Origin of the sequence: Streptomyces sp. NPDC051684 (assembly GCF_044453445.1) — a bacterium.
Taxonomy (GTDB): Bacteria; Actinomycetota; Actinomycetes; order Streptomycetales; family Streptomycetaceae; genus Streptomyces.
Genome location: NZ_JBITCS010000007.1, coordinates 106,343 through 131,748, shown reverse-complemented (window position 1 = coordinate 131,748; position 25,406 = coordinate 106,343). Strand labels below are relative to the sequence as shown.

At 72.9% G+C, this 25,406-nt stretch carries 23 protein-coding genes; 15 read left to right on the top strand and 8 right to left on the bottom strand.

What is annotated here, in order from left to right; genetic code table 11:
* Nucleotides 1-246: 246 nt before the first annotated feature.
* Entirely contained in the window at nucleotides 247-1,323 is a 1,077-nt protein-coding gene (locus ACIA8D_RS11145; RefSeq protein WP_399230856.1) for a mechanosensitive ion channel family protein, read from the top strand.
* A gap of 66 nt (nucleotides 1,324-1,389) precedes the next feature.
* Here ACIA8D_RS11145 and ACIA8D_RS11140 read toward each other — a convergent pair whose 3' ends face one another.
* The 4 genes from ACIA8D_RS11140 to ACIA8D_RS11125 form a co-directional block, all read right to left on the bottom strand.
* Nucleotides 1,390-2,742, bottom strand: a complete 1,353-nt coding sequence (locus ACIA8D_RS11140) for an FtsX-like permease family protein (RefSeq protein WP_399230854.1) — start codon at nucleotides 2,740-2,742, stop codon at nucleotides 1,390-1,392.
* Nucleotides 2,739-3,431, bottom strand: coding sequence for an ABC transporter ATP-binding protein (locus ACIA8D_RS11135; RefSeq protein WP_399230852.1), 693 nt, complete (start codon nucleotides 3,429-3,431; stop codon nucleotides 2,739-2,741). The genes ACIA8D_RS11140 and ACIA8D_RS11135 overlap by 4 nt, the downstream gene beginning before the upstream one ends.
* Nucleotides 3,428-3,970, bottom strand: a complete 543-nt coding sequence (locus tag ACIA8D_RS11130; protein WP_399230851.1) for a PadR family transcriptional regulator — start codon at nucleotides 3,968-3,970, stop codon at nucleotides 3,428-3,430. Before ACIA8D_RS11130 ends, ACIA8D_RS11135 begins: the two co-directional genes overlap by 4 nt.
* A 110-nt stretch (nucleotides 3,971-4,080) precedes the next feature.
* Nucleotides 4,081-7,059 carry a beta-N-acetylglucosaminidase domain-containing protein gene (locus ACIA8D_RS11125; protein WP_399231065.1) on the bottom strand — a complete coding sequence of 993 codons (2,979 nt, stop codon included), beginning with the start codon at nucleotides 7,057-7,059 and terminating at the stop codon, nucleotides 4,081-4,083.
* Between the two features lie 258 nt (nucleotides 7,060-7,317).
* Between ACIA8D_RS11125 and ACIA8D_RS11120 the strand changes: the two genes are divergently transcribed.
* The 9 genes from ACIA8D_RS11120 (at nucleotide 7,318) to ACIA8D_RS11080 (ending at nucleotide 16,632) form a co-directional block, all read left to right on the top strand.
* Entirely contained in the window at nucleotides 7,318-7,554 is a 237-nt protein-coding gene (locus ACIA8D_RS11120) for a hypothetical protein (protein WP_356376799.1), read from the top strand.
* A 4-nt stretch (nucleotides 7,555-7,558) separates the two neighbouring features.
* Nucleotides 7,559-9,601: a 4-alpha-glucanotransferase gene (malQ, locus tag ACIA8D_RS11115; protein ID WP_399230848.1), complete on the top strand. Its 2,043-nt coding sequence runs from the start codon at nucleotides 7,559-7,561 to the stop codon at nucleotides 9,599-9,601.
* Nucleotides 9,602-9,621: 20 nt separating this feature from the next.
* Nucleotides 9,622-9,861: a hypothetical protein gene (locus ACIA8D_RS11110; protein WP_385769334.1), complete on the top strand. Its 240-nt coding sequence runs from the start codon at nucleotides 9,622-9,624 to the stop codon at nucleotides 9,859-9,861.
* Nucleotides 9,862-9,988: 127 nt separating this feature from the next.
* The gene (locus ACIA8D_RS11105) at nucleotides 9,989-11,452 is read left to right on the top strand and encodes an FAD-dependent monooxygenase (RefSeq protein ID WP_399230846.1); all 1,464 of its coding nucleotides are present in this window, start codon (nucleotides 9,989-9,991) and stop codon (nucleotides 11,450-11,452) included.
* A 44-nt stretch (nucleotides 11,453-11,496) separates the two neighbouring features.
* Entirely contained in the window at nucleotides 11,497-12,759 is a 1,263-nt protein-coding gene (locus ACIA8D_RS11100; protein ID WP_399230844.1) for a histidine kinase, read from the top strand.
* Nucleotides 12,723-13,367 carry a response regulator gene (locus ACIA8D_RS11095; protein ID WP_399230841.1) on the top strand — a complete coding sequence of 215 codons (645 nt, stop codon included), beginning with the start codon at nucleotides 12,723-12,725 and terminating at the stop codon, nucleotides 13,365-13,367. The genes ACIA8D_RS11100 and ACIA8D_RS11095 overlap by 37 nt, the downstream gene beginning before the upstream one ends.
* 112 nt (nucleotides 13,368-13,479) lie before the next feature.
* The gene (locus tag ACIA8D_RS11090) at nucleotides 13,480-14,454 is read left to right on the top strand and encodes a DMT family transporter (protein ID WP_399230840.1); all 975 of its coding nucleotides are present in this window, start codon (nucleotides 13,480-13,482) and stop codon (nucleotides 14,452-14,454) included.
* A gap of 50 nt (nucleotides 14,455-14,504) precedes the next feature.
* Nucleotides 14,505-15,497, top strand: coding sequence for an alpha/beta hydrolase (locus ACIA8D_RS11085; RefSeq protein ID WP_399230838.1), 993 nt, complete (start codon nucleotides 14,505-14,507; stop codon nucleotides 15,495-15,497).
* Between the two features lie 235 nt (nucleotides 15,498-15,732).
* The gene (locus ACIA8D_RS11080; protein ID WP_399231063.1) at nucleotides 15,733-16,632 is read left to right on the top strand and encodes an arsenic resistance protein; all 900 of its coding nucleotides are present in this window, start codon (nucleotides 15,733-15,735) and stop codon (nucleotides 16,630-16,632) included.
* A gap of 3 nt (nucleotides 16,633-16,635) precedes the next feature.
* Here the strand turns inward: ACIA8D_RS11080 and ACIA8D_RS11075 are convergent, their stop codons facing one another.
* Nucleotides 16,636-17,109, bottom strand: coding sequence for a GNAT family N-acetyltransferase (locus ACIA8D_RS11075; protein ID WP_399230836.1), 474 nt, complete (start codon nucleotides 17,107-17,109; stop codon nucleotides 16,636-16,638).
* 44 nt (nucleotides 17,110-17,153) lie between these two features.
* Here ACIA8D_RS11075 and ACIA8D_RS11070 point away from each other — a divergent pair, with 44 nt between their 5' ends.
* Together ACIA8D_RS11070 and alc are read left to right on the top strand one after the other, a co-directional pair.
* A complete protein-coding gene (locus ACIA8D_RS11070) occupies nucleotides 17,154-18,074 on the top strand; it encodes a LysR family transcriptional regulator (RefSeq protein ID WP_399230834.1) in 921 nt (306 codons plus the stop codon).
* A 59-nt stretch (nucleotides 18,075-18,133) separates the two neighbouring features.
* Nucleotides 18,134-19,273 carry an allantoicase gene (gene alc, locus ACIA8D_RS11065; RefSeq protein ID WP_399230831.1) on the top strand — a complete coding sequence of 380 codons (1,140 nt, stop codon included), beginning with the start codon at nucleotides 18,134-18,136 and terminating at the stop codon, nucleotides 19,271-19,273.
* A 22-nt stretch (nucleotides 19,274-19,295) separates the two neighbouring features.
* Here the strand turns inward: alc and ACIA8D_RS11060 are convergent, their stop codons facing one another.
* Both ACIA8D_RS11060 and pepN read right to left on the bottom strand, forming a co-directional pair.
* The gene (locus ACIA8D_RS11060; RefSeq protein WP_399230829.1) at nucleotides 19,296-19,520 is read right to left on the bottom strand and encodes a DUF6332 family protein; all 225 of its coding nucleotides are present in this window, start codon (nucleotides 19,518-19,520) and stop codon (nucleotides 19,296-19,298) included.
* Between the two features lie 47 nt (nucleotides 19,521-19,567).
* Nucleotides 19,568-22,141, bottom strand: a complete 2,574-nt coding sequence (gene pepN / locus ACIA8D_RS11055; protein WP_399230827.1) for an aminopeptidase N — start codon at nucleotides 22,139-22,141, stop codon at nucleotides 19,568-19,570.
* 132 nt (nucleotides 22,142-22,273) lie between these two features.
* Between pepN and ACIA8D_RS11050 the strand changes: the two genes are divergently transcribed.
* Nucleotides 22,274-22,786, top strand: a complete 513-nt coding sequence (locus tag ACIA8D_RS11050; RefSeq protein WP_399230826.1) for a DUF1203 domain-containing protein — start codon at nucleotides 22,274-22,276, stop codon at nucleotides 22,784-22,786.
* A gap of 71 nt (nucleotides 22,787-22,857) precedes the next feature.
* On the opposite strand, the gene ACIA8D_RS11045 is transcribed toward ACIA8D_RS11050, so the two are convergent.
* Complete coding sequence (locus tag ACIA8D_RS11045; protein ID WP_399230823.1) at nucleotides 22,858-23,877, bottom strand: aspartate-semialdehyde dehydrogenase; 1,020 nt, start codon at nucleotides 23,875-23,877, stop codon at nucleotides 22,858-22,860.
* Nucleotides 23,878-24,074: 197 nt separating this feature from the next.
* Between ACIA8D_RS11045 and ACIA8D_RS11040 the strand changes: the two genes are divergently transcribed.
* Together ACIA8D_RS11040 and ACIA8D_RS11035 are read left to right on the top strand one after the other, a co-directional pair.
* A complete protein-coding gene (locus ACIA8D_RS11040) occupies nucleotides 24,075-24,590 on the top strand; it encodes an RNA polymerase sigma factor (protein WP_399230822.1) in 516 nt (171 codons plus the stop codon).
* A 1-nt stretch (nucleotide 24,591) separates the two neighbouring features.
* Nucleotides 24,592-25,278 (top strand): hypothetical protein, encoded by a 687-nt coding sequence (locus ACIA8D_RS11035; protein WP_399230820.1) that lies wholly within the window; start codon nucleotides 24,592-24,594, stop codon nucleotides 25,276-25,278.
* The last annotated feature ends 128 nt before the right edge of the window (nucleotides 25,279-25,406 follow it).

Here is a 25,406-nt window from a genome sequence, read left to right as displayed (position 1 = left end):
GGCTGGTCATGGCGCCACCATGTCCGCGTAACGGCCTTGGAGTGTTTTCGACCACAAGTCCTGTTCTTCCCGGTCCGGGACCGGTGAAGTCCCTTGGCGCGCCACGAGGCTTCGCGTGAGCACCGTCTCTCCGCCGAATGTGACGATGATCCACACACAATGCCCCGTTAGTGTGGTGGGTCTGCCCGCTCCTGTCCCCGAGCATCGCCGCGAGGCGGGCAGATGGCTACGCCTGGAGGTACTGCCGTGATCTTGTCCGTCCTGTCGGGAACGGGGGCGAGCGACGCCTCGTCCGACCCCGCGAAACCCACCCTCAAGGACGCCCAGGAGCAGGCCGGACAGGCCGCCGGCTGGGTCGAGCAGAACTGGTCCACCTGGCTGAGCGTGGGTCTGCGGATCCTGCTGATCGTCGTCATCGCCTTCGTGCTGCGCGCCGTGATACGCCGCGCCATCACCAAGTTCGTCGACCGGATGAACCGGCGGGGCGAGAGCGGCGCCACCACCGCACTTGGTGGGCTTCTTGTGAACACCGAGCGACGGCGCCAGCGCTCGGAGGCCATCGGAAGCGTGCTGCGCTCGGTCGCCTCGTTCGTGATCCTGGGCACCGCGGCCCTCATGGTGCTCGGCGCCTTCAAGATCAACCTCGCGCCGCTGCTCGCCTCCGCCGGTGTGGCCGGTGTGGCGATCGGTTTCGGCGCGCGCAACCTGGTCACCGACTTCCTCTCCGGCGTCTTCATGATCCTTGAGGACCAGTACGGCGTCGGGGACACGATCGACGCCGGTGTCGCCTCCGGCGAGGTCATCGAGGTCGGCCTGCGCGTGACGAAGCTGCGGGGCGCCGAGGGCGAGATCTGGTACGTGCGCAACGGCGAGGTCAAGCGGATCGGCAACCTCTCCCAGGGCTGGTCGACCGCGGCCGTCGACGTCACGGTCCGCGCCGACGAGGACCTCGACAAGGTCAGGGCGACGCTGACCGAGGTCGCCGAGAACATGAGCAAGTCCGAGCCGTGGAACGAGATGCTCTGGGGCCCTGTCGAGGTGCTCGGCCTGGACAGCGTGCTGCTCGACTCCATGGTGGTCGGCGTCTCCGCCAAGACGATGCCCGGCAAGGCCCTGACCATCTCGCGCGAGCTGCGCTGGCGCATCAAGCAGGCCTTCGACGAGGCGGGCATCCGCATCGTCGGCGGCGTCCCGGCCCAGGTGGACGGCGAGGCAGCGGCCGACCCGTCGGCAGGCGTGTCGGCCCCGTCCGCCTACGCGTCGGCCACGTCGCCGCAGTCGCTGGCCGCGTCGCCGATACCGCCGGCGAATCTGTCGAAGTAGGCATCCGCACGACAAGGCGGGGCGCGGGAGACTCTCTCCCGCGCCCCGCCTTCGTATGAGGAGCCGTCACGCCGCCCTGAGGTACGAGGGGTGCGTCGAGCGGCGCAGCAGCGGCAGGACCGTCGCCGTCGCCAGCAGACAGGACGCGAGGACGCCGACCGGCACCAGGAGCGGCAGCGCCCACGGGACGGGCAGGTGGGAGAGCATGGCGTACGCCGTGTGGATCGCCGTGCCGCCGGCGGTCGCGAGGACGAGCGCCGGGGCCAGCGGCAGGCCCGTTTCCAGGAGCAGGGCCCGCGTCAGGATCCGGCGTGGCACACCGGCCGCGGCCTGCGCGGCGAGCGCCCGGCGCCGTGCGGACAGCGACTCGCCGGTGCCGACGGCGAGCGCCGACAGGCCGATCAGGAGGGCGATCAGGACGGCGACGGCGGTGAGGTTCAGGCCGTACGCGTAGTAGCCGACGTTCTGCGGCTCGCCGGTCTCCGCCGCGTTCGCCGCCAGTTGGCCGAGCAGGATCTCCCGGATGCCGACCAGGCCGACCCCGAAGACGGTGACCAGGATGACCGCCGCGTGGCTGCGGGCCGCCGACCACGCGTCCTCCTGGAGCCGGTGCGCGGCGAGCAGCACGGCGGGGCTCTCGGCGCGCGGGGCGAGCCGCCTTCCGATGGTCCGGGCGGACGTCCCCGCGACCCAGACGGCGCCCGTCCCGCTCAGCACGAAGGCGCCGACGACGAACAGCGGCAGGGACGCGCGTGTGCCGAGCCCGCCGAGGGAAAGGATCAGGCCCGCACCGAGGACGACGAGCAGGACGGGCACCAGCAGACCGAGGACGGGCCCAGGCCCGCGCCCCGCCCGCTGTCGCCGCACATGCCCCAGCGGCGAGGCGATGACCCGGTGCAGCGCCACCGCGCTGACCAGGGCGCCGAGCACCGGCATCGCGAGCACCACGACGGCGACGCCCAGCCACGCCAGGGGATCGACGGCCCGGCCCAGGCCCAGCACGGCCGCCGCGAACACCGCGCCCCCGGCGACCGTTCCCGCCAGGCACGCGACCCCGGCCTCCAGGGCCGCGATCCGCCGCACCTGCTTCGGACTCGCCCCGCTGAGCCGCAGCCCGGCGAGCCGCCGGTCCCGGTGGACCGCCCCGATCCGGGCGCACTGGCCGAGGAAGCCGAGCACCGGGACGAGCAGCAGAAGCAGCCCGGCGGCGACACCGTGCCGAGTGCCCGGCTGGTCCAACAGGCCGTTCCCGTACGGGAACCAGACCTGGCCCCGCACGCTCGCGAGCGCCAGGGCCGCGCACGCGAACCCCGTCGCCACGGCCGCGCCGAGCGCCGTGAGCAAGGCCCGTCTTCGCTCCATGCGGTCCGCGCCGCGGATCAGCAACCAGGCGAGGCGCAGATCGGACGAGGCGCTCACCGGGTCACCGCCACCGCGGGCACGGAGGTCTCCTGCACCACCCCGTCGCGCAGGTGCACCTCCCGGTCCGCGTAGGCCGCCACCTGATCCTCGTGCGTCACCAGCACCACGGCCGTGTGCGTCTCGCGGGACGCGTTGACCAGGGACGCGAGGACCTGCTCGGTGGCGAGCGAGTCGAGGGCGCCGGTCGGCTCGTCGGCGAAGACGACCTTCGGTCCGGTCACCAACGCACGCGCCAGCGCCACCCGTTGGCTCTGCCCACCGCTCATCTCGCCGAGCCGCGCGTCGCGTTGACCCCGTACGCCGAACCGCTCCAGCCACGCGTCGGCCTCCGCCCGCGCCGCCGCGCGCGACCGGCCCGCGAGCAGCAGCGGCAGGGCGACGTTGTCGATGGCGTCCAACTCCGGTACCAGCTGGCCGAATTGGAAGACGATCCCGAACTCGGTGCGGCGCAGCTCGCTGAGCCGCTCCTCGTCGAACCGGTCGAGCCGCCCGCCGTCGTACGTCACCGAGCCCTGGTCGGGCCGGACGATGCCGGCCAGGCAGTGCAGCAGGGTCGACTTGCCGCTCCCGCTGGCGCCCGTGACGGCGACGATCTCCCCGGGGCGGACGTCGACACCGGCGCCGCGCAGCGCGGGTGTTCTGCCGTAGGACTTGGTGAGCCCTTCGGCGGTCAGGAGTGTGCTCATGCTGCGGTGACCTCCGCGGTCAAGGTGGTGAGCCGGGCCGCGGTGGTGGTCATCCAGCGCAGGTCGGCGTCGAGATGGACGAGTGCGTAGTCGGCGGAGAGGACGGTGGTGAGGTCGGCGCCCGGGTCGCTCTTCACGGCGGTGAGTTCGCGCATCCGCGTCATGTGCGCGGCCCGCTGGGCCAGCAGGTGGGCGGCGGGGTCCGCGCCCTGGTCGGCGACCAGGATGGAGACGACGACCTTGGCGAAGATCTCGTTCGCGACGTGCGGGGCGGGTGCGGTGATCTCCTGCGCCCAGTCGAGGAGTTCACGGCTGCCCTCGGGCGTCGACCGGTACAACGTGCGCTCGGGCCCGCCGTCGGAGTCGGTGCCGTCGACCTCCACCAGGTGGTCGCGGACCAGTCGTTGCAGGGTCGTGTAGACCTGCGCGTAGGCGAGGGGGCGGGCCTGCGGGAAGCGTTCGTCGTGCCGTCGCTTGAGGTCGTAGCCGTGGCGTGGACCGTCGGCGAGCAGCCCCAGCAGGACGTGGCGGGTGCTCATGGCGGCAGTATGTACGGCGTATATGCATCGAGTACATAGTGAGGCGGAGGTCGGGGAAAGTAGGAGGACCAACTCCGTTTGCCGCTGCGCCCGCAGGGCGCCCCGCCGGATCAGTCCCGGCGGTCCGCGGCCACCCCGTACGCCCCCACGCTCCACAGCGAGAACCCGTACTGCGTCGCCCTCTTGTCGCCGACGACCCGCACGAAGCGCACGTCCTTCGCGTCCATGCGCACCGACTCGTGGCCCCCCTGGCCGTCCCGCACGGTCGCCGCCGTGCGCCAGGTGCGGCCGTCGGGGGAGGTCTGGACGCGGTACTGCTTGGCGTAGGCGTCCTGCCAGTGGAGGGTGACCAGGCCCAGGCGGGTCGGCTCGGCGAGTTCCACCTGCCACCATTCGCCGTCCTTCACGACGGACGACCAACGGGTGTCGGCCTTCCCGTCGTTGGCGTCCTTCGCCGGGAAGTCCGGGGTCTCGTCCGCCGAGGAGGAGGCCTTGCCGGAGCGGGCCAGGTCGGGTCCTGCCGTGCGCGGGTAGGCGCGGACCGCGAACGTGCGGGTCTCGTCGCCGAACCGCAGGGCGATCTCGTACGTGCCCGCCGGGGTGCCCGCCGGGACCGTCACCTTCACAGGCACGTCGACCTTCGTGCCGCGCGGGAGTTCGGACCGGTGCGGAAGCTCGACCTTGATGCCGTGCGGGGCCTTCGCCGTGAGCTGCCCGCGCACGTTGTCGGGCCGCTGCCCGGTCAGGTGTGCCGTCACCTGCTCCGTCCTGCCGCCGATCTCCAGGTCAGCCTCGGTGCGGGCCAGGGTGACGGAGGCCGCGGGGGAGTCCGCGTACCAGGGGACGATGTGGGCGACCGCGTCGTCGGAGGCGCCCCGCGCCCGTACCGCGTCCGCGCGCGTGTTGTGCGCCGTCAGTTCCGTGAAGCCGCCGCCGGCGAGCGCGCCGATCCGCTTCCAGCCCTCGCCGGGAACGTGCGCCTCGACCGTGCCCCGGGTACCGGGGTCGGCGAGGACCGTGACCGTGGACAGGGCGCGGGGGCGCGGGAGTTCGGCCTTCGCGCCCTTCGACGCGTCCGCGCGATCCGTGCCCGCCCAGGAGGCGAACTCCTTCTCGGCCCGCTTCAGGAACGGTTCGAGGACGCCCTTGCCGACCGTGACGTTCGACTTCTTCACGTCCTCGCGCAGGTCTGCCAGGCGGCGCGCCGCCTTCCACGCCGCCGCCTTGTCGCCGTGGCCCGCCGACTCCAGCATGTCGACCGCGGCCTCGCCCGCCTGCCCGTAGCGGCCCAACGTGTCGGCCCAGGGCCGGACCTCGGAGTCCAACTCCGTGCCGTCGAGCGCCGAGGGCGTGCGGCGCATCTGCGTGAACGCGTCCCGCAGGGCCTTCGCCGCCTTCTTGTTGCCGTCCGCGTCCGTCGTCGTGCGCGCCGTCCAGAACGCCGAGATCAGCGGCTTCAGATACGCCGACTCGTCCGCTCCGAGCACCGACGAGGCGTCGTTGCCCGCGAGGGCGCGGAGCGCCTGCTCCGTCTGCCCGTCGCCGTCCGCGAGATCGTCGATCGCCGCCCGCCAGGACTCCTGCGCCCGGTAGTCGCGCGGGTTCCAGGCGTAGTCCGCGGTCGTGAACAGCGGGATGCGGGAGGCCGCGGGCTGCTCCATCGCCGTCGCGAGGACCGCCGCCGAACCGGAGGCCACGGCCGGCTCCCGGCCCATGTACGGGCCCAGGAATATCCGGTCCTGCGCGAAGTCGTTGACCGGGTAGTTGTCCATCGTGAGCAGCCTGTGCCCGCCGCCGAACGCGCTCTGCACGCCCGCCAGTTCACCGCCGGTGATGGTGCGCGGCACCACGCCGACGCCCGTCCAGGCGACCTCCACCGCGTCGTCCAGGTCGCGGGCGAGTGCCGTGCGGTACTCCGTCGTGCCGTCCTGGTAGTACTCGGTCGGCATCAGGGACAGCGGCTCGGCGCCCGGGTGCCGGGCCGCCATGTGCTTCGCCACGGCGTTCGCGACCTTCGCCTGCGCCTTCGCCGCGGAGTCGGGCCCCGAGCCGAACTCCCGCGCGTCCGACTCGCAGTGCCACTCGCTGTACGACACGTCCTGGAACTGGAGCTGGAAGGCCCGCACCCCGAGCGCCCACATCGCGTCGAGCTTGCGGGTGAGCGCCTTGATGTCGTCCGGAGACGACATGCACATCGCCTGGCCCGGGGCCACCGCCCAGCCGAGCGTCACGTGGTTGGCGCGGGCCCGCTCGGCCAGCTTGCGGAAGTCGGCGCGCTGGGCGGCCGGGTACGTCTCGCGCCAGCGGGCCTGGCGGTACAGGTCGTCGCCGGGCGCGTACAGATAGCGGTTCTGCTTGGTGCGGCCCATGAAGTCGAGCTGCTCCAGACGCTGTCGCGTCGTCCACGGCGTGCCGTAGAAACCCTCCGTCAGACCGCGGACCGCCGTGCCCGGCCAGTCGCGTACGACGACTCCCGCGACGGTCCGCCCGTCGATCAGCTGCCGGAACGTCTGCGCCGCGTGGAACAGGCCGTCGTCCCCGATGCCCTCGATGGCGACGGTCGGGGTGCCCGCGGCGCGGCCCACGGCGAGCCGGTAGCCGCCGGACGGCAGATCGCCGCGGGCGCTCGCGCCGAGGCCCCGCAGGGTCGCGTCGAGGGGGCCGGCCTTCGCCCTGCCCGAGTCGGGCCGGTAGCCGCCCGCGCCGGTGCGGGCCTGCGGGGACTCGGTGGCGAGCCGCACCACGAGCCGCGCGTCGCGGGGCACGTCGGCCTCGGCGTGGACCTGTCGGACGTCCCGCGCCCCCGCGTCCTCCAGCGCCGTGCGCAGCGCGTCCACGGCATACGTGTCGGAACCGGGCGGCACCAGGAGCGTCACCTGGTCCGGGACCGCGACCCCGGCCGCCTCGTCCGAAGCCTTGAGGGACTGCGGGCGCGGCCACACCGCGGGCAGCTTCGCGTCCGGCTTCAGGTCGCCCGTGGACGTCCCCGGGGTCGGCGGAGCGGCCGCGGCCCCCGTGGCCCCGCCCAGCGTCCCGGCGATGACGGCGACCGCGAGGGCGGCCGCCCTCTTCCTGCGCCGGAGCTGCACGGCGTACTCCTCATGGGTTCGAATTCGACTCAAGAGGCACAAGGATAGAAGGGAGGGAGCCGTCGATGGGCGGGAACCGGCCCTACCGACGAGTTGCCTGGTCGCACGGGAGTTTTTTCGGTTTTCCCGGCCCTCTGGTCAAGTTCCTTTCGTCGTACACAATGTGACCAGCAACACGTTGTCCCACGGAAAAGGTCTGCGCCCGTACCTTCTGGGTAGGGCTTCGACTCCCGACGCCTTACGACGAAGGAGGCCCCCGTGGCCGCATCAGCTCAGCTCCTGCTCTCGGCCCTCTCCAAACAGGCGGACCTCAGCATGCTCGACGACGCCGACGTCACCAGCACCTCTTCCTTCGAATCGCCCCTCACCAGCGAGCCCGCCTTCACGGACTACGCCCCACTGACTTCCGAGCCGCCCATGAACGACGAGGCGCCGCTCACCTCCGAGCCCACCCCGAACGGCCTGGCCGCGGGCTGCCCGAGCGGCCTCGCCTGAGCCCATGACGCTGGCCCGGCTCGCCGCGCTGCACGGAGTCGCCACGTCCTACTCCCCGGCACCGGGCCACACCGTCCACGCCTCGGACACGGCGGTGACGGCGGCCCTCGCGGCGCTCGGCGTGCCGGTCACCGACGACCCCGCCGAGGCGCCCGAGCGGCTGCTGCCGCCGACGGTCGTGGCATGGGCCGACGGCGGCGTCCCGCACTGGGTGGCGGGCCTGCCCGCGGGGGCCGAGCTGCGGCTGCGGCCCGAAGGCGGGGACCGCTTCGACCCCTGGGACCCGGGCACCGCCACGCCGCCCGGCGCGCACCGGCTGCGCGTCGCCGCGCCCGACGGGCGCACCGCCGAGGCCCATCTCATCGCCGCGCCGCCCGCCGCCCCGGCCCCGCCGCGGCGCACCCACGGCCTGCTGGTCCAGCTCTACTCGCTGCTGTCCACCCGCTCCTGGGGCATGGGCGACCTCGCGGACCTGGCCGACCTGGCGTCCTGGTCGGCCCGCACCCACGGCACCGGATTCCTCCAGGTCAACCCCTTGCACGCGGCGGTCCCCGGCGGCGGCACGGACCCGACCGACCCTTCTCCGTACCGCCCCTCCTCGCGCCGCTTCCCCGACCCGGTCCATCTGCGGATCGAGGACATCCCCGAGTACGCGTACGTCCCCCAGCACGCCGCGGAGGCCGCCCGGCTGCGCGCCGCGGTGCTCACCGGGGGCGGCCTTATCGACCGGGACGCGGTGTGGGCGCTGAAGCGGACGGCCCTCGAAGCGATCCACGCGGTGCCGCTCACCCCCGGCCGCCGTGCCTCCTACTGCGACTTCCTCGCCGCGCAGGGCACGGCCCTGGAGGACCACGCCACGTACTGCGCGCTCGCCGAGGTGCACGGACCCGACTGGCACACCTGGCCCGCCGCCCTCCAGGACCCGCGCTCGGCGGCCACCGACCGCGCCCGCCGGGAGCTCCTCGACCGCGTCGACTTCCACTGCCGCCTCGCCTGGCTCACCGACGGGCAGCTCGCCGCCGCGCAGCGCGCCGCGAGCGAGTCGGGCATGCCGATCGGGCTCGTGCACGACCTCGCCGTCGGCGTGCACCCCGGCGGCGCCGACGCGTGGGCGCAGCGCGACGTCTTCGCGCAGGGCATCAGCGTGGGCGCGCCCCCGGACGCGTTCAACGCGCGCGGCCAGGACTGGGGCCTGCCGCCCTGGCGCCCCGACCGCCTCGCGGAGACCGGCTACGCCGCCTTCCGCGACCTGCTGCGCAACCTGATGCGGCACGCGGGCGCCGTCCGCATCGACCACGTGATGGGCCTGTTCCGGCTCTGGTGGATCCCCGAGGGCGAGCCCCCGACCGAGGGCACGTACGTCCACTACGACGCCGAGGCCATGCTCGCCGTGCTGCTCCTGGAGGCGGCGCGCTCGGGCACGTACGTCATCGGGGAGGACCTCGGCACCGTCGAGCCGGGTGTGCGCGGGACGCTGCACGCGCGCGGGGTGCTTGGCACCTCGGTGCTGTGGTTCGAGCGCGACTGGGAGGGCGACGGGCGGCCCGTCCCCGCCGAGGCGTGGCGCACGGACTGCGTCGCCACCGCCACCACCCACGATCTGCCGTCCACCGCCGCCCGCCTGAGCGGCGACGACGTACGGCTGCGCGAGCGGCTCGGGCTGTCGACGGCGAGCGGGGCCGAGGCGGCGGCGGAGGTGGCCGAGTGGCTCGCCCTGTTCGCCCGGACGGGCCTGCTCGCGCGCGGGAGCCACGACGAGGAGGAGGCGGTGCGCGCCGTCCACCGGTTCCTGCGCGGCACACCCGCCCGGATGATCGGGGTGTGGCTGCCCGACCTGGTCGGCGACCGGCGCCCGCAGAACCTGCCCGGCACCTGGGCCGAGTACCCGAACTGGCGGCTGCCCGTCGCCGACGCCGCGGGCCGCCCCGTCACCCTTGAGGAACTGGCCGCATCGCCCCGCGCGCACGCCCTGCTCGGGGTGTTCACGGAGCCGCGCGCGGGAGCCGAAGTGCCCCTTACAGGCCCCCCGGACGCGCGGCCGGTTTAGGCGTTCGCTACGTTGGGCTCGTGGACAAGAAGAACGCCCTGCGCGCCGGCGCCCTGGCCTCCGGTACGACGCTGATGATGCTGCTCATGTCGTCCCCCGCGCTCGCGCTCACGCGCGACGACGGCGACGACCCGGGTACCGGCCTGAGCGTGATCGAGACGCTCGGCCTGTACGTGGTGACGCCGATCGTGCTGTTCCTGGTGATCGCCGGTCTGGTCGCGCTGGGCGACAAGTCCCGCAAGCAGCCGAAGCAGGGCTGAGGCCCGGCTCCACCGAGGTTTCCCCGTCGAGGGCACCCGCCGCGTTCGGTCGCGGCGGGTGCCCTCGACGCGTCTGTGCGGGCAGGATGGGCGGGTCGATCCGGGCGTGACCGCTTCTGGAGGCCTCATGGACAGCACTGGCTCATCGCGCACCACCGGTTCAGTGATCGTGGTCGGTGCGGGCCCGACCGGACTGCTGCTCGCGGGGGACCTCGCCGCCGCGGGCGTGCCCGTCACCCTCGTCGAGCGGCGCCCCCACCAGATCAGCAACCTCTCCCGCGCCTTCGCCGTGCACGCCCGCACGCTGGAACAGCTCGACGCGCGGGGTCTCGCCGACGAGCTGGAGGCCAAGGGCCAACAGCTCCAGCGGCTGCGCCTGTTCGGCAGCCTCTTCCTCGAACTGGCCGAGCTGCCCTCGCGCTTCAACCACCTCCTCGTCGTCCCGCAGTACGAGGTCGAGAAGCTCCTGGAGCGGCGGGCCGTCGACGCCGGGGTCACCTTCGCGTACGAGACCGAGGTGACGGGCCTGGCGCAGGACGCGGACGGCGTCACGCTGCACGTACGCGCGCAGGGGGAGTCGAAGGACCTGCGCGCGGCGTACGTCGTCGGCACCGACGGCATGCGCAGTGCCGTACGGACCGCGGTGGGGCTGCCGTTCCCCGGCAAGTCCGTCATCCGCTCGGTCGTCCTCGCCGACGTGCGGCTCGGTGAGCAGCCCGACAACGTCCTCACCGTGAACACGGTCGGCGACGCCTTCGCCTTCATCGCCCCGTTCGGCGACGGCTACTACCGGGTGATCGCCTGGAACCGCGCGCACGACGTGTCCGACGACGCCCCGCTCGACCTCGAAGAGATCAAGGAGACCGCCCGGCTCGCCCTCGGCCGGGACTACGGCATGCGCGACGCCCGCTGGATGTCCCGCTTCCACAGCGACGAACGGCAGGCACCGAAGTACCGCGTGGGCCGGGTGCTCCTCGCCGGGGACGCCGCGCACGTGCACACCCCGGCGGGCGGCCAGGGCATGAACACGGGCATCCAGGACGCGGCGAACCTGGGCTGGAAGCTGGCGGCGGTGGTGAGCGGCCGGGCGTCGGTCGAACTCCTCGACACCTACGAGACCGAACGCCACCCCGTCGGCAATGCGGTGCTGCGCAGCAGCGGCGGCCTGGTCCGGTTGGCGATGGCCAAGCGCCCCTGGACGCTCGCGGCCCGCTCGGTCCTCTCCACGGCCGTCAGCCGCTCCCGGCCCGCCCGCCGCCGCGCGGTCGGCCAGATCACCGGGATCGGCTTCGCGTACCCGTCCGCCCGGGGTGCCCACGCGCTCGTCGGCAAGCGGGTGCCGGACATCGCGCTCGACGGCGGTTCGCGGCTCTACGAGGCCCTGCGCGCGGGCCAGTTCGTGCTGGTCCTGCCCCGGGGCGAGGCCTACAAGAGCGACTCCGTGCGGGTCACGCACTGGGCGAGCGAGCGGGGCACGGTGCTGCTGGTACGGCCCGACGGATACGCGGCGTGGGCGTCGGACGCGGTGCCGGATGGGGGAGTTAAGTCCACCGACCTGCCGGAGGAGTTCGCCGGATACTCGTTCCGGTAGCGGCAATCAGCCGGGAACGCGGTCGAGTTGGGGGAGCCGGGGACATGAAGCGGGTCGAGGCGGTCAGGCGGTGCCACCGGCTGTGGTGGCTGTCCATGGTGGCGTTGCACTGGTCGTCGCTGCTGCACATCGCGGTGTGGACGCCGGTTCCGGGCCTGCTGCCCTGGGCCGCAGGGGGCATGCGCCGCGTCGTGGACCGCGAGCGGGCCCTCGCGGCCGAGTGGTCGGGCATCACCGTCGAGTCGGCGCCCGCGCCGGTGCTCGGCAAGGAGAAGGAGCGCCTCGGTCCGCTCGCCCGTTACCGCTGGGTGTTCGGGGACGCCCAGCGGTTCCGCGAGTGGCGCTGGACCGCGATGTACTCCTTCGTCGGCGGCCTCATCGCCTGCGTTCCCGGAGCCCTCGTCCTGTTCGGCCTGTGGGGCGTCTTCCTCGCCTTCTTCGGCGCGGACCTGGCCCAGAACGCCGGGTGGGACGGCCTCTGGTACACCGCGATCCCCGTCAGGGACGTGCCGACCGGCGTCATGGCGGGCGTGCTCGGGCTCGCCCTCGCCAAGACCGGTCTGTGGATCGCGCCTTCCATGGTCGACCGGCACGCCCGCTTCGTGCGCGCCACGCTCTCCCCGACCGAGCAGGAGCTGATGGCCGCCCGCATCGCCCATCTGTCCGCGACCCGCACCGACGCCGTGGACACGTCGGCCGCCGAACTGCGCCGCATCGAGCGGGACCTGCACGACGGGGCGCAGGCCCGGCTCGTCGCGATGGGTATGACCCTGGACGCCGCCGAGCACCGCCTGAACGACGACCCTGAGGCCGTCCGGGCGCTCCTCGCGGAGGCCCGCGCCTCCTCGTCCGCGGCGCTCCAGGAACTGCGCGACCTGGTCCGCGGCATCCACCCGCCGGTCCTCGCCGACCGCGGACTCGGCGACGCCGTACGGTCGTTGGCGCTGCTCAGCCCGCTGGCCGCGGAGGTCACGGTCGACCTGCCGGCCCGCCCCGAGCCGCCGGTCGAGTCCGCGGTCTACTTCGCGGTCGCCGAGACCGTCACGAACGCGGCCAAGCACGCGGAGGCCGAGCGGCTGTGGATCGACATCGCCTACGACGCGGGGACCATGGCCCTCCGGGTCGCCGTCACCGACGACGGCCGGGGCGGCGCGGACCCGGCCCGGGGCAGCGGCCTCGCCGGCATCGAGCGGCGGCTCGCCACCTTCGACGGCGTCCTCGCGGTCAACAGCCCGGCCGGCGGGCCGACCCAGATCTCCATGGAGGTGCCGTGCGTGTTGTCGTCGCCGAAGACCACTTCCTGCTGAGGGACGGTCTCGTGCGGCTCCTCGGCGCGTACGGGCACGAGGTCGTCGCCGCCGTGGACAACGGCCCCGAACTGCGCAAGGTCCTCGTCGCCGAGCGGCCGGACGTCGCGATCGTCGACGTCCGGCTGCCGCCCGACTTCAGCGACGAGGGCCTGCGTGCGGCCCTCGAAGCCCGCGAACGAGTGCCGGGTCTCCCGGTGTTGCTGCTCTCGCAGTACGTGGAGCCGCTGTACGCGCGGGAGTTGCTGGCGGACGGCGCGGGAGCGGTCGGCTACGTACTGAAGGACCGGGTCACGAACGGCTCCGAGTTCCTGCGCACCATCCACCAAGTGGCGGGCGGCGGCACGGCGATGGACCCCGAGGTGGTGTCGAAGCTGCTCGCCCGCAAGGTCCGCGACCAGCGGCTCGGCTCGCTGACCGGCCGCGAGCGCGAGGTGCTCGCGCTGCTCGCGCAGGGCCGGTCCAACGCCGGGGTGGCGGAGTCCCTAGTCGTCACGGAGAAGGCCGTCACCAAGCACATCGGGAACATCTTCACGAAACTCGGCCTGTATCCGGGGGAGAGCGACAACCGGCGGGTGCTGGCGGTCCTGGCTTACCTGGAGGGGTAGCTTCGTTCAGTGATTCTGAACGTATATGGCGTAAAGTTTCGATGGACATGATGGGTGGGGCGCTGCGACGGTAACGGGACAGCCGAACCCGAGCGCGAGAGGCCCGACCCTGATGGCAGTCCTGGACCGTACCCGTACACCCGTCGAGCCGAGCGCGGCGGCCGGCCGCGCGGCCGGCGGGCTCGGCGTCGGCCTCGCGCTCGCCGCACTCGCCACGGTCGTCTGGTCCGGCAGCTTCGTCACCGCGCGTGGGCTGCACGACAGCGTGCCGCCGATCCAGCACGCGTTCTGGCGCTGGATCGTGGCCATCGCGGCGGTGGCGCCGTTCGGGGTGCGGGCGGCATGGCGCGAACGGGCGGCGCTGCGGCGGCACTTCGGGTTCGTGGCGCTGGCCTCGCTGCTCGGCATCGCGACCTACAACACCCTCGTCAACCAGGCCGGGATGACGACCTCCGCGGGCAACATGGGCATGATCATGGCCGCGTCGCCGGTGATCATGGCGGTGTACGAGCGGCTCGGCGGGGCGCGGCTCGGACCGCGCCGGGTGACCGGAACGCTGATCGCCTGCGCGGGCGTCGTCCTCCTCGTCAGCAAGGGCTCCCTCACGCCCGACTTCGCGCCCGGCGACCTGTGGGTGGTCGCGGCGGCCGGCTGCTTCGGCTCGTACAGCGCGCTGCTGCGCCGCAAGCCGCGCGAACTCGGCGGCGTCGCCTTCCTGTTCACGACGTTCGTGCTCGGCGCGCTGATGCTGCTGCCCGTGTACGTGGCGAGCGTGGCGGTGCAGGGCGGGTTCGAGGTGCGGGCGGGCACGGTCGGTCCGCTGCTGTACGTCGGCGTGGTGTCGTCGGCCGTCGCGTTCTTCGCGTGGAACAAGGCGATCGCGCTGGTGGGCGCGGCGCGGGCGGGCGTCGTGTACTACCTCCAGCCGGTGTGCGTGGCGGTCCTTTCGTACCTCGTCCTCGGGGAGTCGATGGGGTGGGCGCAGGTGGGGTGCATGGCGCTGATCCTGGGCGGGGTGGTGCTGGCGTCGGTCGCCTCGCCACGGTTTGCCGGAACGGCAACAAAGGCGGGGGCCGACCGGGCGTAGCGGCAGGATCGAGGGGTGACGTACTGAGCCCCCCCGAGCCGGAGGAAACGATGCCCGAGCTGCCCGAGCTGCCCGAGCTGCCCGAACCGATCCACCGCCTCGTGCCCTCGCCGGCCGGGCGTGTCCACCTCGTGGAACAGGGGGCGGAGCCGCTGGTCCTGCTCCTGCACGGCTTCCCGGAGTCCTGGTACTCGTGGCGCCGGCAGCTTCCGGCGCTCGCCGCCGCCGGGTACCGGGCCGTCGCCGTCGACGTGCGGGGGTACGGGCGGTCCTCGCGGCCGGACGACATCGCCGCGTACCGGATGCTCGAACTCGTCGAGGACAACGTCGCCGTGGTGCGGGCCCTCGGCGAGGAGTCGGCGGTCGTGATCGGGCACGACTGGGGTGCGAACATCGCGGCCACGTCGGCGCTGGTCCGGCCGGAGGTCTTCCGGGCGGTGGGGCTGCTGAGCGTGCCGTACGCGCCGCGGGGCGGGCCGCGGCCCAGTGAGGTGTTCGCCGGGATGGGCGGGGGCGCGGAGGAGTTCTACGTCTCGTACTTCCAGGAGCCGGGGCGTGCGGAGGCCGAGATCGAGCCGGATGTGCGGGGGTGGTTGGCCGGGTTCTACGCGGCGTTGTCCGCCGACACGATGCCGGGGCCCGGCGGCGCGGACCCGCATTTCCTTACGCGGGGCGGGCGGCTGCGGGACCGGTTCCCCGGGGGTCGGCCGGGGTGGCTGGGTGATTCCGAACTCGACCTGTACGCGGGCGAGTTCGAGCGTACGGGGGTGGGCGGGGCGCTCGCCCGGTACCGGAACATGGACCGGGACTGGGAGGATCTCGCGGCGTACGACGGGGCGGCGATCGAGCAGCCGTCGTTGTTCATCGGGGGTGGGCGGGATGCGTCGACGACGTGGCTGGCGGAGGCGATTGCGGCGTATCCGGTGACGTTGCCGGGGTTGCGCGGGTCCCACGTTCTCGACGGGGCGGGCCATTGGCTTCAGCAGGAACGTCCCGTGGAGGTCAACGGGTTGCTGGCGGAGTGGCTGAAGCAGCTGCCCTGACCGGTCGACCGCCCCCCCGGGCCTCGGGGCTCTGCCCCGGACCCCGCGTGTCTCGTCCAAGAGCGGGGCTTGAAATACCGGCACCGGCGCTGCGGGCCCGTGCCGCCGCGTTCCTCGGCCGGATCCCGGTTCCCCGCAGGCGGCGGGACGCGTCGCTGTGGTGGGCCGATACCGTCGGGGCGTGAGTGTGACGGAGTGGGTGGAGCGGCATCAGGTGCCCGTGTACGTGGGGGCGATGGTGACCGGAGGGGTCGTCGGGGCGGCCGGCCCCGGCGTCGGGGGCGGGCTCGAAAGGGGCATCAACCCTGTGCTCGCCGCCCTGCTCTACGTCACCTTCCTCCAGGTCCCCGCAGCGGAGCTAATGCGGTCGCTGCGCGCCGGCCGCTTCCTGGGCGCCGCGCTCGGCGTCAACTTCCTCGTCGTCCCCCTCGTCGTCGCCGCCATGTTCACGTTCCTCCCCGACGACCGCGCCGTACGCCTGGGCGTACTGCTCGTGCTGCTCTGCCCGTGCGTCGACTACGTGATCGTCTTCAGCGGCATCGCGGGCGCCGCGAGCCAACGCCTCCTCGCGGCCACGCCCCTGCTGCTCCTCGCGCAGATGGTGCTGCTGCCCGGGTATCTGTACGTGTTCATGGGTGAGGGGCTGGGCGACGTCGTCGAGGCCGGGCCCTTCGTCCGGGCGTTCCTCACGCTCATCGTCGCCCCGCTCGCGCTCGCCTGGCTCACCCAGGCCTGGGCCGCCCGCCGCCGGGCCGGGCGGCGCGTGTCCGAGGCCGTGGGCACGGCGATGGTGCCGCTGATGGCCGCCACCCTGCTGACCGTCGTCGCCTCGCAGCTCCCCAAGCTGGACGACAACCTCGGGGACGTGGCGCGCGTCGTGCCGTTCTATGTGCTGTTCCTGCTGGTGATGGCGTTCGCGGGCCGGGCCGTCGCCCGATTGTTCCGGCTCGACGTGCCCGCCGGCCGCGCCGTCGTGTTCACCGGCGCCACCCGCAACTCGCTCGTCGTCCTGCCCCTCGCCCTGTCCCTCCCGGACCCGCTGGCCGTCGCCGCGGTGGTCGTCGTCACCCAGACACTGGTCGAGGTCGTCGGCATGGTCGTCTATGTGCGGGCGGTGCCGCGGCTGCTCGCTTGAGCGTCACAGCCGCAACTCCATCAAGGGAAGCGCGCGCCCCGGGATCGAGCCCGACGGCGTCACGCCCACGTGCCGCCCGCCCATCGCCTCGTAGAACGGGACCGCGTTCGGGTCCGCCGACCAGCCCACCGCCCGGAACCCGGCCGCCCGCGCCGCCTCCCGCAGGTGCTCGAAGAGCAGCCGGCCGACCCCGAGGCCGATCGCGTCCGGGTCCACGAACATCAGGCCCAGCTCGCCCACCGGCGGCGCCCCTTCGAGCGTCACCAGGCCGAGGATCCGGCCGGCCCCGTCGCCGGTGGACTCGGCGACCGTTGTGCGGCGGCGCACGACCTCGGACGGGTGCAGCGTCAACTCCGCCACGCACGCCGCCATGAACGCCTCGTCGTAACCCCAGTGGGCCTTGGAGCGCAGCGCGAGGGCCGACAGCTGGGCCGCCTCGTCGGGGCGGGCCGGGCGCAGGTGCGCGGAGGGTGCCATGAGGTCAGCGTAGGACCGCCGCGCAAGCGGATACGTTGTGGCGTATGAGCAGCGAGAAGCGAGTGCCGGGACCCGACCGGTGGGACGTGAAGAAGCTGGTGGTCCTGCGCACCCTGCGGGAGTGCGGCACCGTCACCGCCACCGCGCAGACGCTGCACATGACACCGTCCGCCGTCTCCCAGCAGCTCACCAACCTCGCCAAGCAGCTCGGCGTGCCGCTCCTGGAGGCGCAGGGGCGGCGGGTCCGCCTCACCGACGCCGCGCAGCTCGTACTGCGGCACGCGGAGGCCGTGTTCGCCCAGCTGGAGCGCGCCGACGCCGAACTGGCGCAGTGGGCGCACGGCGAGACGGGGACCGTGCGGGTCGCCGCGTTCTCCACCGCCGTGCCCGCGCTCGTCGTGCCCGCCGTGCGGCAGCTGCGCTCGGCGCACCCCGGCATCACCGTCCGGGTCCGGGAGGCCGAGGCGGGGCAGGCGTACGAGCTGCTCGCCACCGGCGACGTGGACCTCGCCCTGTCGCTGGCCGCGCACGCGCCGACGCCCCGCGACCCCAAGTTCACGCGGGTGCCGCTGCTCGCCGACCCGCTGGACGTCGCGCTGCCGGTGGGGCATCCGCTGGCGGGCGAGCCCGGACTGCGGCTCGCCGATCTCGCGGGCGAGCCGTGGATCTTCGGCGGCTCCGGACCCTGGTCGGAGATCACGACGAACGCGTGCGAGGCCGCCGGGTTCGTGCCGGAGCAGGCGCACAGCGCCGCCGGCTGGACCGCGATCCTCGCCATGGTCGAGGCGGGGATGGGCGTCGCCCTGGTGCCGCGGATGGCGGCGGCGCGCAGGGACGGCGTCGTGATGTGCCCGCTCGGCGCGGACCGTCCCGTACGGCACGTGGTGGCGGCCGTACGGAAGGGCTCGGAGGAGGGGACGGCCGTGCGGCACGTCCTGGAGGCCCTGACCGTTCAGCAGGACTGAAAGGCCACATCGAAAACTTTCGATGGACCTGTCTGCTCCTCGCGCGCGACAGTGGGCCCATGACCCAGACGACTCCCGCCCCGGACGCCCAGGACCAGGACCCGCACGCCAACGACGCCGCCCCCTACGGAGGCGGCGACCCGTACGCCGACTACCGCACCTTCGGTGACGCCGAGGCCTTCACCGACCTCGTCGACCTCGCCGACCGGCGGCTCGGCGGCGGCGTCATCGCCGCGAACGACGAGTTCTTCGCGATGCGCGAGAACCTGCTGCTGCGCCACCGCGCGGTGTTCGACCCGGAGCACTTCGGGCACAAGGGCAAGGTCATGGACGGCTGGGAGACCCGCAGGCGCAGGGGAACTGCGGACTCCCCCTTCCCGGCGCCCGAGGAGCACGACTGGGCCATCGTCCGGCTCGGCGCGCCCGGCGTCATCCGCGGCGTGATCGTCGACACCGCCCACTTCCGCGGCAACTACCCGCAGAAGGTGAGCATCCAGGCGACGAACGTGGCCGGCTCGCCCGGCCCCGACGAGCTGCTCGCCGACGACGTGAAGTGGGAGGAGATCGTCCCGAAGAGCCAGGTCAAGGGCCACGCGGCGAACGCCTTCAGCATCACCTCCGAGCGCCGCTACACGCACCTGCGGGTCTGTCAGCACCCCGACGGCGGCATAGCCCGCCTGCGCGTGCACGGCGAGGTCGTCCCGGACCCGGAGTGGCTGGACCTGCTCGGCACCTTCGACCTGGCCTCGGTGCTCAACGGCGGTTCCTACGAGGACGCGTCCGACAAGTTCTACTCGTCGCCGACGCAGATCATCCTGCCGGGCACCTCGCAGAAGATGGACGACGGCTGGGAGAACCGCCGTCGCCGCGTCCGCGACACCAACGACTGGGTCCGCTTCCGCCTCGCCGCGCAGGGCACCATCCGCGCCGTCGAGATCGACACGGCGTACCTGAAGGGCAACTCGGCCGGCTGGATCGCGCTGAGCGGCCGCGACGGCGAGACCGGCGAGTGGTTCGAGATCATTCCCCGTACGAAGCTTCAGCCCGACACGCTGCACCGCTTCGCGCTGCCGAAGGAGGCCGTGGCCACCCACGTACGCCTCGACGCGTTCCCCGACGGTGGCGTGGCCCGGATGCGCGTGCACGGCAGCCTGACGGAGCCGGGCCGCAAGGCGCTCCGCGACCGCTTCACGCAGTAACCGACCCGGTCCGTACGGGGCTTCAGCGCCCGAGGCGGCGCTCCCGGTCGAACCGGTACAGCACACGCACGATGTGTGCGGCACCGACCAGGCCGCCGAGCGTCAGCCCGTACGGCGTGACGGGCACCGTCAGCGCGACGGCGACCACCGTCACCGCGGCGGCGAGCACCACGCCGCTCACCAACGCGTAGACGATCTCCACCGTCATCGCGTCCTTCTCCACCCGCGATTCCCGCCCGGCCCCCATGCGCCCAGTCTCACACGAGCGGGCGCACAGGGGCCGGGCTCCGGCGTTTACGCGTCGGCGCCCTGCGCCTTCAGCGCGCGCTCCACGCCCGCCCGCGACTCCGACACGAGGCGGCGCAGCGCCGCGCTCGGCTCGGCCGAGTACAGCCACGCGTCGGTCGCGGTCAGCGTCTCCTGGGACACCTGGATCGCCGGGTAGAGGCCGATCGCGATCTGCTGCGCCATCTCGTGGGAGCGGGAGTCCCAGACGGACTTCAGCGCCGCGAAGAACTTCTCCGTGTACGGCGCGAGCAGTTCGCGCTGGTCGGTCTGGACGAAGCCGCCGATCACCGCCTCCTGCACCGCGTTCGGCAGCTTGTCGCTCTCGACGACCGAGGCCCAGGCCTCCGCCTTGGCCTCCGGGGTCGGCCGCGCCGCGCGGGCGCAGGCCGCGTGCCGCTCACCGGCCGCCGTCCTGTCCCGCTCGTACTCGGCCGCGATCTCCGCCTCGTCGTGCCGCCCGACCGCCGCGAGCCGCTGCACGAATGCCCAGCGCAGCTCGGTGTCGACGGCAAGACCCTCGATCGTCTGCGACCCCTCCAACAAGGCGTCCAGGAGGTCGAGCTGCTCCGGCGTACGGGCGCTCGCCGCGAACGCGCGGGCCCACGCCAGCTGGTGGTCGCTGCCCGCCTCAGCCGTCCGCAGGTGGGTGAGGGCCGCCTCGGTCCAGCGGGTGAGCAGCGCGTCGCGGTGGGCGGGCGCCGCGTACAGGTCGACGGCGAGCTTCACCTGGCGGTGCAGCGACTGCACGACGCCGATGTCGGACTCCTTGCCGACCCCGCTGAGCACCAGGTCCAGGTACGCGCTCGTCGACAGCTCGGCGTCGCGCGTCATGTCCCAGGCGGAGGCCCAGCACAGCGCCCGCGGCAGCGAGGCCTCGAAGTCGCCGAGGTGCTGGGTGACGAAGGCCAGGGACTCCTCGTCGAGGCGGACCTTCGCGTACGACAGGTCGTCGTCGTTGAGCAGGATCACGGCCGGGCGGTGCTTGCCGACGAGGTCCGGGACCTGCGTCGACTCCGTCGCCGTGACGTCGAGTTCGACGCGCTCGCCGCGCAGCAGCTTCCCGGACTCGTCGTCGAGGTCGTAGAAGCCGATGGCGATGCGGTGCGGGCGCAGCGTCGCCTCGCCCTTGGCGCCCTCGGGCAGCGCGGGGGCCTCCTGGCGGACGGCGAACGAGGTGATGACGCCGTTCGCGTCGGTCTCGATCTCCGGGCGCAGGACGTTGATGCCGGCCGTCTCCAGCCACGCCTTCGACCAGGACTTCAGGTCCCGCCCGCTGGTCTCCTCAAGGGCGCCGAGGAGGTCGGACAGGCGCGTGTTCCCGAACGCGTGCCGTTTGAAGTACGCCTGCACGCCCTGGAAGAACTCGTCCATGCCGACGTACGCGACGAGCTGCTTGAGGACGGAGGCACCCTTCGCGTACGTGATGCCGTCGAAGTTCACCAGCACGTCGTCGAGGTCGCTGATGTCCGCCATGATCGGGTGCGTGGACGGCAGTTGGTCCTGCCGGTACGCCCACGTCTTCATCTGGTTGGCGAACGTCGTCCACGAGTGCGGCCACTTCGAGCCCGGCGCGTACGCCTGGCAGGCGGCCTCGGCGAACGTCGCGAACGACTCGTTCAGCCACAGGTCGTTCCACCACTCCATGGTGACCAGGTCGCCGAACCACATGTGGGCCAGCTCGTGCAGGATCGTCGCGGCCCGCACCTCGTACGCGGCGTCCGTCACCTTCGAGCGGAACACGTACTGGTCGCGAATGGTGACGGCGCCGGCGTTCTCCATGGCCCCGGCATTGAACTCGGGCACGAAGAGCTGGTCGTACTTGGCGAACGGGTACGCGTAGTCGAACTTCTCCTGGAACCAGTCGAAGCCCTGCCGCGTCACCTCGAAGATCGCGTCCGAGTCGAGGAACTCGGCGAGCGAGGGCCGGCAGTAGATCGCCAGCGGCACGCTCTGCCCGGTCTCGGCGTTCTCGTACGACGAGTGGACGGAGTGGTACGGGCCGACGATCAGCGCCGTGATGTACGTCGAGATGCGCGGCGTCGGCTCGAAGGCCCAGACGTCGTCCTTCGGCTCCGGCGTCGGCGAGTTGGAGACAACGGTCCAGCCGCTCGGCGCCTTCACCGTGAACCGGAAGGTGCCCTTGAGGTCGGGCTGTTCAAAGCTCGCGAACACGCGCCGGGCGTCCGGCACCTCGAACTGCGTGTAGAGGTAGGCCTGTTCGTCGACCGGGTCGACGAAGCGGTGCAGTCCCTCACCCGTGTTCGTGTACGCGCAGTCGGCGACGACCTTCAACTCGTTCGGCCCCGCCTCCAGGTGCTTCAGCGCGATCCGCGAGTCCCGGAACACGGCGGCGACATCGAACGAACGCCCATTGAGCACCACCTCGTGCACGGCGTCGGCGACGAGGTCGATGAAGCTCTCGGCGCCCGCCTCCGCGCTGTCGAAGCGCACGGTGGTCGCCGACCGGAACGTGCCGCCCTCCTGCGCGCCGGAGAGGTCGAGATCGATCTCGTACGAGTCAACGGTGAGCAGCTTCGCCCGCTGCTGCGCCTCTTCACGGGTCAGATTGGTGCCAGGCACGCGGTCATCTCCTATTAAGCGGTCTGTGTTTTCGGGTTTATGACGTTTCCGGTCATCCTTCCACGCGGGGTGTGCGAAGGCGATGTCCGTTTCCCGCCGGTGAACACGCGCGCCCGGCGCGAGCCTGGAGCCATGACCAGGTACACCGCACTTCCCATCACCGAGGCCGCCCTCAAGGAACTCCGCGCGAACGACGACGCGGGCCGCGCCATGCGCCCCTTCACCGCGACCGACGACGCGGCCGTCGGCTCCCCGCTGCGCTGCTGCCTGCGCCCCATCGAGGAGGGCGAGCAGGTCGCCCTCGTCTCCTACGCGCCCCTGCGCCGCTGGGCCGCGGAGACGGGCGCGGACCCCGGCGCGTACGACGAGCAGGGCCCGGTCTTCATCCACGCCGAGGACTGCGGCGGCCCGGCGGCCGACCGGACCGGCCACCCCTTCGCCCGCCCCGGCGCCCTGCGCACCCTGCGCCGCTACGACGCCCGCGGCCACATCGCGGGCGGCCGCCTCCTGGAGATCCCGGCGGACGACCCGACGGCCGGCATCGACGCCGCCCTCGACGAGGCGTTCGCCCACCCCGAGGTGGTCCTCGTGCATGTCAGGGCCGTCGAGTACGGCTGCCTGCACTTCGCGGTGGAGCGGCCCTGACGAGGAACGCGCGAGGGGCGGCCACCGGAACCCGGTGACCGCCCCTCGCGACGAGGTGGAGCTGGCGCGACTTACTTGGCGGACAGCTCCTTGGCCACCAGCTCCGCGATCTGCACCGCGTTCAGCGCGGCGCCCTTGCGGAGGTTGTCGTTGGAGATGAACAGCGCCAGGCCGTTCTCCAGCGTCTCGTCGTTACGGATGCGGCCCACGTACGACGGGTCCTTGCCGGCCGCCTGGAGCGGCGTCGGGATGTCGGACAGCTCGACGCCCTCCGCGGCCGCGAGCAGCTCCGTGGCGCGCTCGGGGCTGATCGGACGGGCGAAGCGGGCGTTGACCTGGAGGGAGTGGCCCGAGAAGACCGGGACGCGCACGCAGGTGCCCGAGACCTTCAGCTCCGGGATCTCCAGGATCTTGCGGGACTCGTTGCGGAGCTTCTGCTCCTCGTCCGTCTCGTTCAGGCCGTCGTCGACGATCGAGCCGGCCATCGGCAGCACGTTGAACGCGATGGGGCGCTTGTAGACGTCCGGCTCCGGGAAGTCGACGGCCTCGCCGTCGTGCGTCAGCTTGTCGGCCTCCGCGATCACCTTCTGCGCCTGGCCGTGCAGCTCGGCGACGCCCGCGAGGCCGGAACCGGACACGGCCTGGTACGTGGCGACGGTCAGGGCCTGCAGGCCCGCCTCGTCGTGCAGCGGACGCAGGACCGGCATCGCGGCCATCGTCGTGCAGTTCGGGTTCGCGATGATGCCCTTGGGGCGGTTCGCGATCGCGTGCGGGTTGACCTCGGAGACGACCAGCGGGACCTCGGGGTCCTTGCGCCAGGCCGAGGAGTTGTCGATCACGACGGGGCCCTGGGCGGCGACCTTCTCGGCGAGGGCCTTCGACGTGGCGCCACCGGCGGAGAACAGCACGATGTCGAGGCCGCTGTAGTCGGCCGTCGACGCGTCCTCGATCGTCACGCCGTCGAGCACCTTGCCAGCGCTGCGGGCGGACGCGAACAGGCGCAGCTCGTCGATCGGGAAGTCCCGCTCGACGAGGATCTTGCGCATGACCGTGCCGACCTGACCGGTGGCTCCGACGATTCCGACCTTCACAGGGTCCTCCGTGATTTTCGTGCAAGCGGCCATCCGGCCTGGCGGGTGTGTCCATGATGCGTCTGTCCAGGCCCGCCTTGTCCAATCCATTGTCCGGGTTCCGGGACGGTATGGCACTGGCCACAGTTTCGAGCGCCCTCGGCGAACGTTTCCGGCTCCTTCGGCGTCGTAGGGCGTACGCGGGGAGGGGAGGCGCAGTGCTGCGCAGAAAACCGAGGGGGCGTCCGGACGATCCCCTGGAGGCGGCCGTCGAGGACCGGGTGCGCGCCGTGCTGTCGCTTGGCGGGGTGCCGTACGGGGACCTGCCGGACGGGGTGCAGCAGGTGCGGCTGCGGCTCCTGGAACGGGCCGCGAAGGGCCAGGAGGCGCCCCGCGACGTCGCGGCCTGGGCGGCGGTCGTCGCCTCGAACCTCGCCATGGACTGGCACCGGGCGCGGCGCCGCCAGGAACGCCTCGGCGAGCGGCTCGCCGCGCTGCGCCAGGAGGACGCGCGGGACGCCGCCGACACGCGCGTGCTGTCGATGGCGGTGGCCCAGGGCCTCGACCAGCTCCCCGACGAGCAGCGACAGGTGGTGGTGCTCCGCTTCTACGCGGATCTGCCGGTGCGCGACATCGCGGCGGAGCTGGGGGTGCCCGAGGGCACCGTCAAGAGCCGCCTGCACACGGCGGTGCGGATGCTGCGGGTGCGGCTGCGCGAAGGGGAGGTGGTGTGACGTGAACGACGCTGCGCACGAGGACCGGCTGCTGATGCTGGCCGTGACCGGGGAGCCGCTGCCGTCCGACGACCCCGACGCGGCGGGGGTCGCGGCGGATGTCGCGCTGCTGCGGCAGCAGGTGCGGGGGCTCGGCGACGCGTTGGCGTCCCGCCGGGAGCCGGTGCCGGTGGTGCCGCCTGTGCCGGTACGCCGCCGGCCGCTGCGGATCGCGTTCGGCGGGCTCGTCGTGGCCTGCGCGGCCTCGGTCTTCGGGGGGCTCGTGTGGCTCGGGGTGAGCGCGCCGGGCGGCGACGGGGACGCGGCGGGTGCGGCGAACGACAAGGCGGCGTCCCAGGACGGCGGCAAGTCCGTCAACCCGGCCGCGCTGCGCATCGCGTGTTCACGGACCCTGGTGGAGGGCCGGGTGATCAGTGTCACGCCGCGCGCCGACGGAGACGTACGGGTCGTCCTCGACGTCGAGCGCTTCTACCGCCCCGAACGGTCGACCCGGGCCACGACTGCGGTGACACTCGACGGCGCGGCCGAACGCGACCTGCGCACCGGTACGTACACGCTGATCCGGATACCGGTCCGCCCGGACGACCGCCAGACCTGGACAACGGGCCACTCCGTGCCCGAGGCCCGAGCGGACATCCTGCGGTGGCTGCCACAGGCCCACGGCATGCCGTGCCGGTCACGGTCGTAACGCACAGGCGGCACCGGGGGCTGCCTTGCCCACGCTGCCGCCCAGGGCGGCAGCTCACCCAAGCCGATTGCGGCCGCCCGCAACGGGTGGGGAGCCGCCTGCGCGGCGGGTTGCCCAAGGGGGTGGCG

What these genes read in the sequence shown, in the direction of transcription:
- ACIA8D_RS11135 (WP_399230852.1), bottom strand. Translation starts at nt 3,431, where the DNA reads ATGAGCACACTCCTGACCGCCGAAGGGCTCACCAAGTCCTACGGCAGA.
- ACIA8D_RS11130 (WP_399230851.1), bottom strand. Translation starts at nt 3,970, where the DNA reads ATGAGCACCCGCCACGTCCTGCTGGGGCTGCTCGCCGACGGTCCACGC.
- malQ (WP_399230848.1), top strand. Translation starts at nt 7,559, where the DNA reads ATGACGCTGGCCCGGCTCGCCGCGCTGCACGGAGTCGCCACGTCCTAC.
- ACIA8D_RS11105 (WP_399230846.1), top strand. Translation starts at nt 9,989, where the DNA reads ATGGACAGCACTGGCTCATCGCGCACCACCGGTTCAGTGATCGTGGTC.
- ACIA8D_RS11100 (WP_399230844.1), top strand. Translation starts at nt 11,497, where the DNA reads ATGAAGCGGGTCGAGGCGGTCAGGCGGTGCCACCGGCTGTGGTGGCTG.
- ACIA8D_RS11090 (WP_399230840.1), top strand. Translation starts at nt 13,480, where the DNA reads ATGGCAGTCCTGGACCGTACCCGTACACCCGTCGAGCCGAGCGCGGCG.
- ACIA8D_RS11085 (WP_399230838.1), top strand. Translation starts at nt 14,505, where the DNA reads ATGCCCGAGCTGCCCGAGCTGCCCGAGCTGCCCGAACCGATCCACCGC.
- ACIA8D_RS11080 (WP_399231063.1), top strand. Translation starts at nt 15,733, where the DNA reads ATGGTGACCGGAGGGGTCGTCGGGGCGGCCGGCCCCGGCGTCGGGGGC.
- ACIA8D_RS11075 (WP_399230836.1), bottom strand. Translation starts at nt 17,109, where the DNA reads ATGGCACCCTCCGCGCACCTGCGCCCGGCCCGCCCCGACGAGGCGGCC.
- ACIA8D_RS11070 (WP_399230834.1), top strand. Translation starts at nt 17,154, where the DNA reads ATGAGCAGCGAGAAGCGAGTGCCGGGACCCGACCGGTGGGACGTGAAG.
- alc (WP_399230831.1), top strand. Translation starts at nt 18,134, where the DNA reads ATGACCCAGACGACTCCCGCCCCGGACGCCCAGGACCAGGACCCGCAC.
- ACIA8D_RS11060 (WP_399230829.1), bottom strand. Translation starts at nt 19,520, where the DNA reads ATGGGGGCCGGGCGGGAATCGCGGGTGGAGAAGGACGCGATGACGGTG.
- ACIA8D_RS11050 (WP_399230826.1), top strand. Translation starts at nt 22,274, where the DNA reads ATGACCAGGTACACCGCACTTCCCATCACCGAGGCCGCCCTCAAGGAA.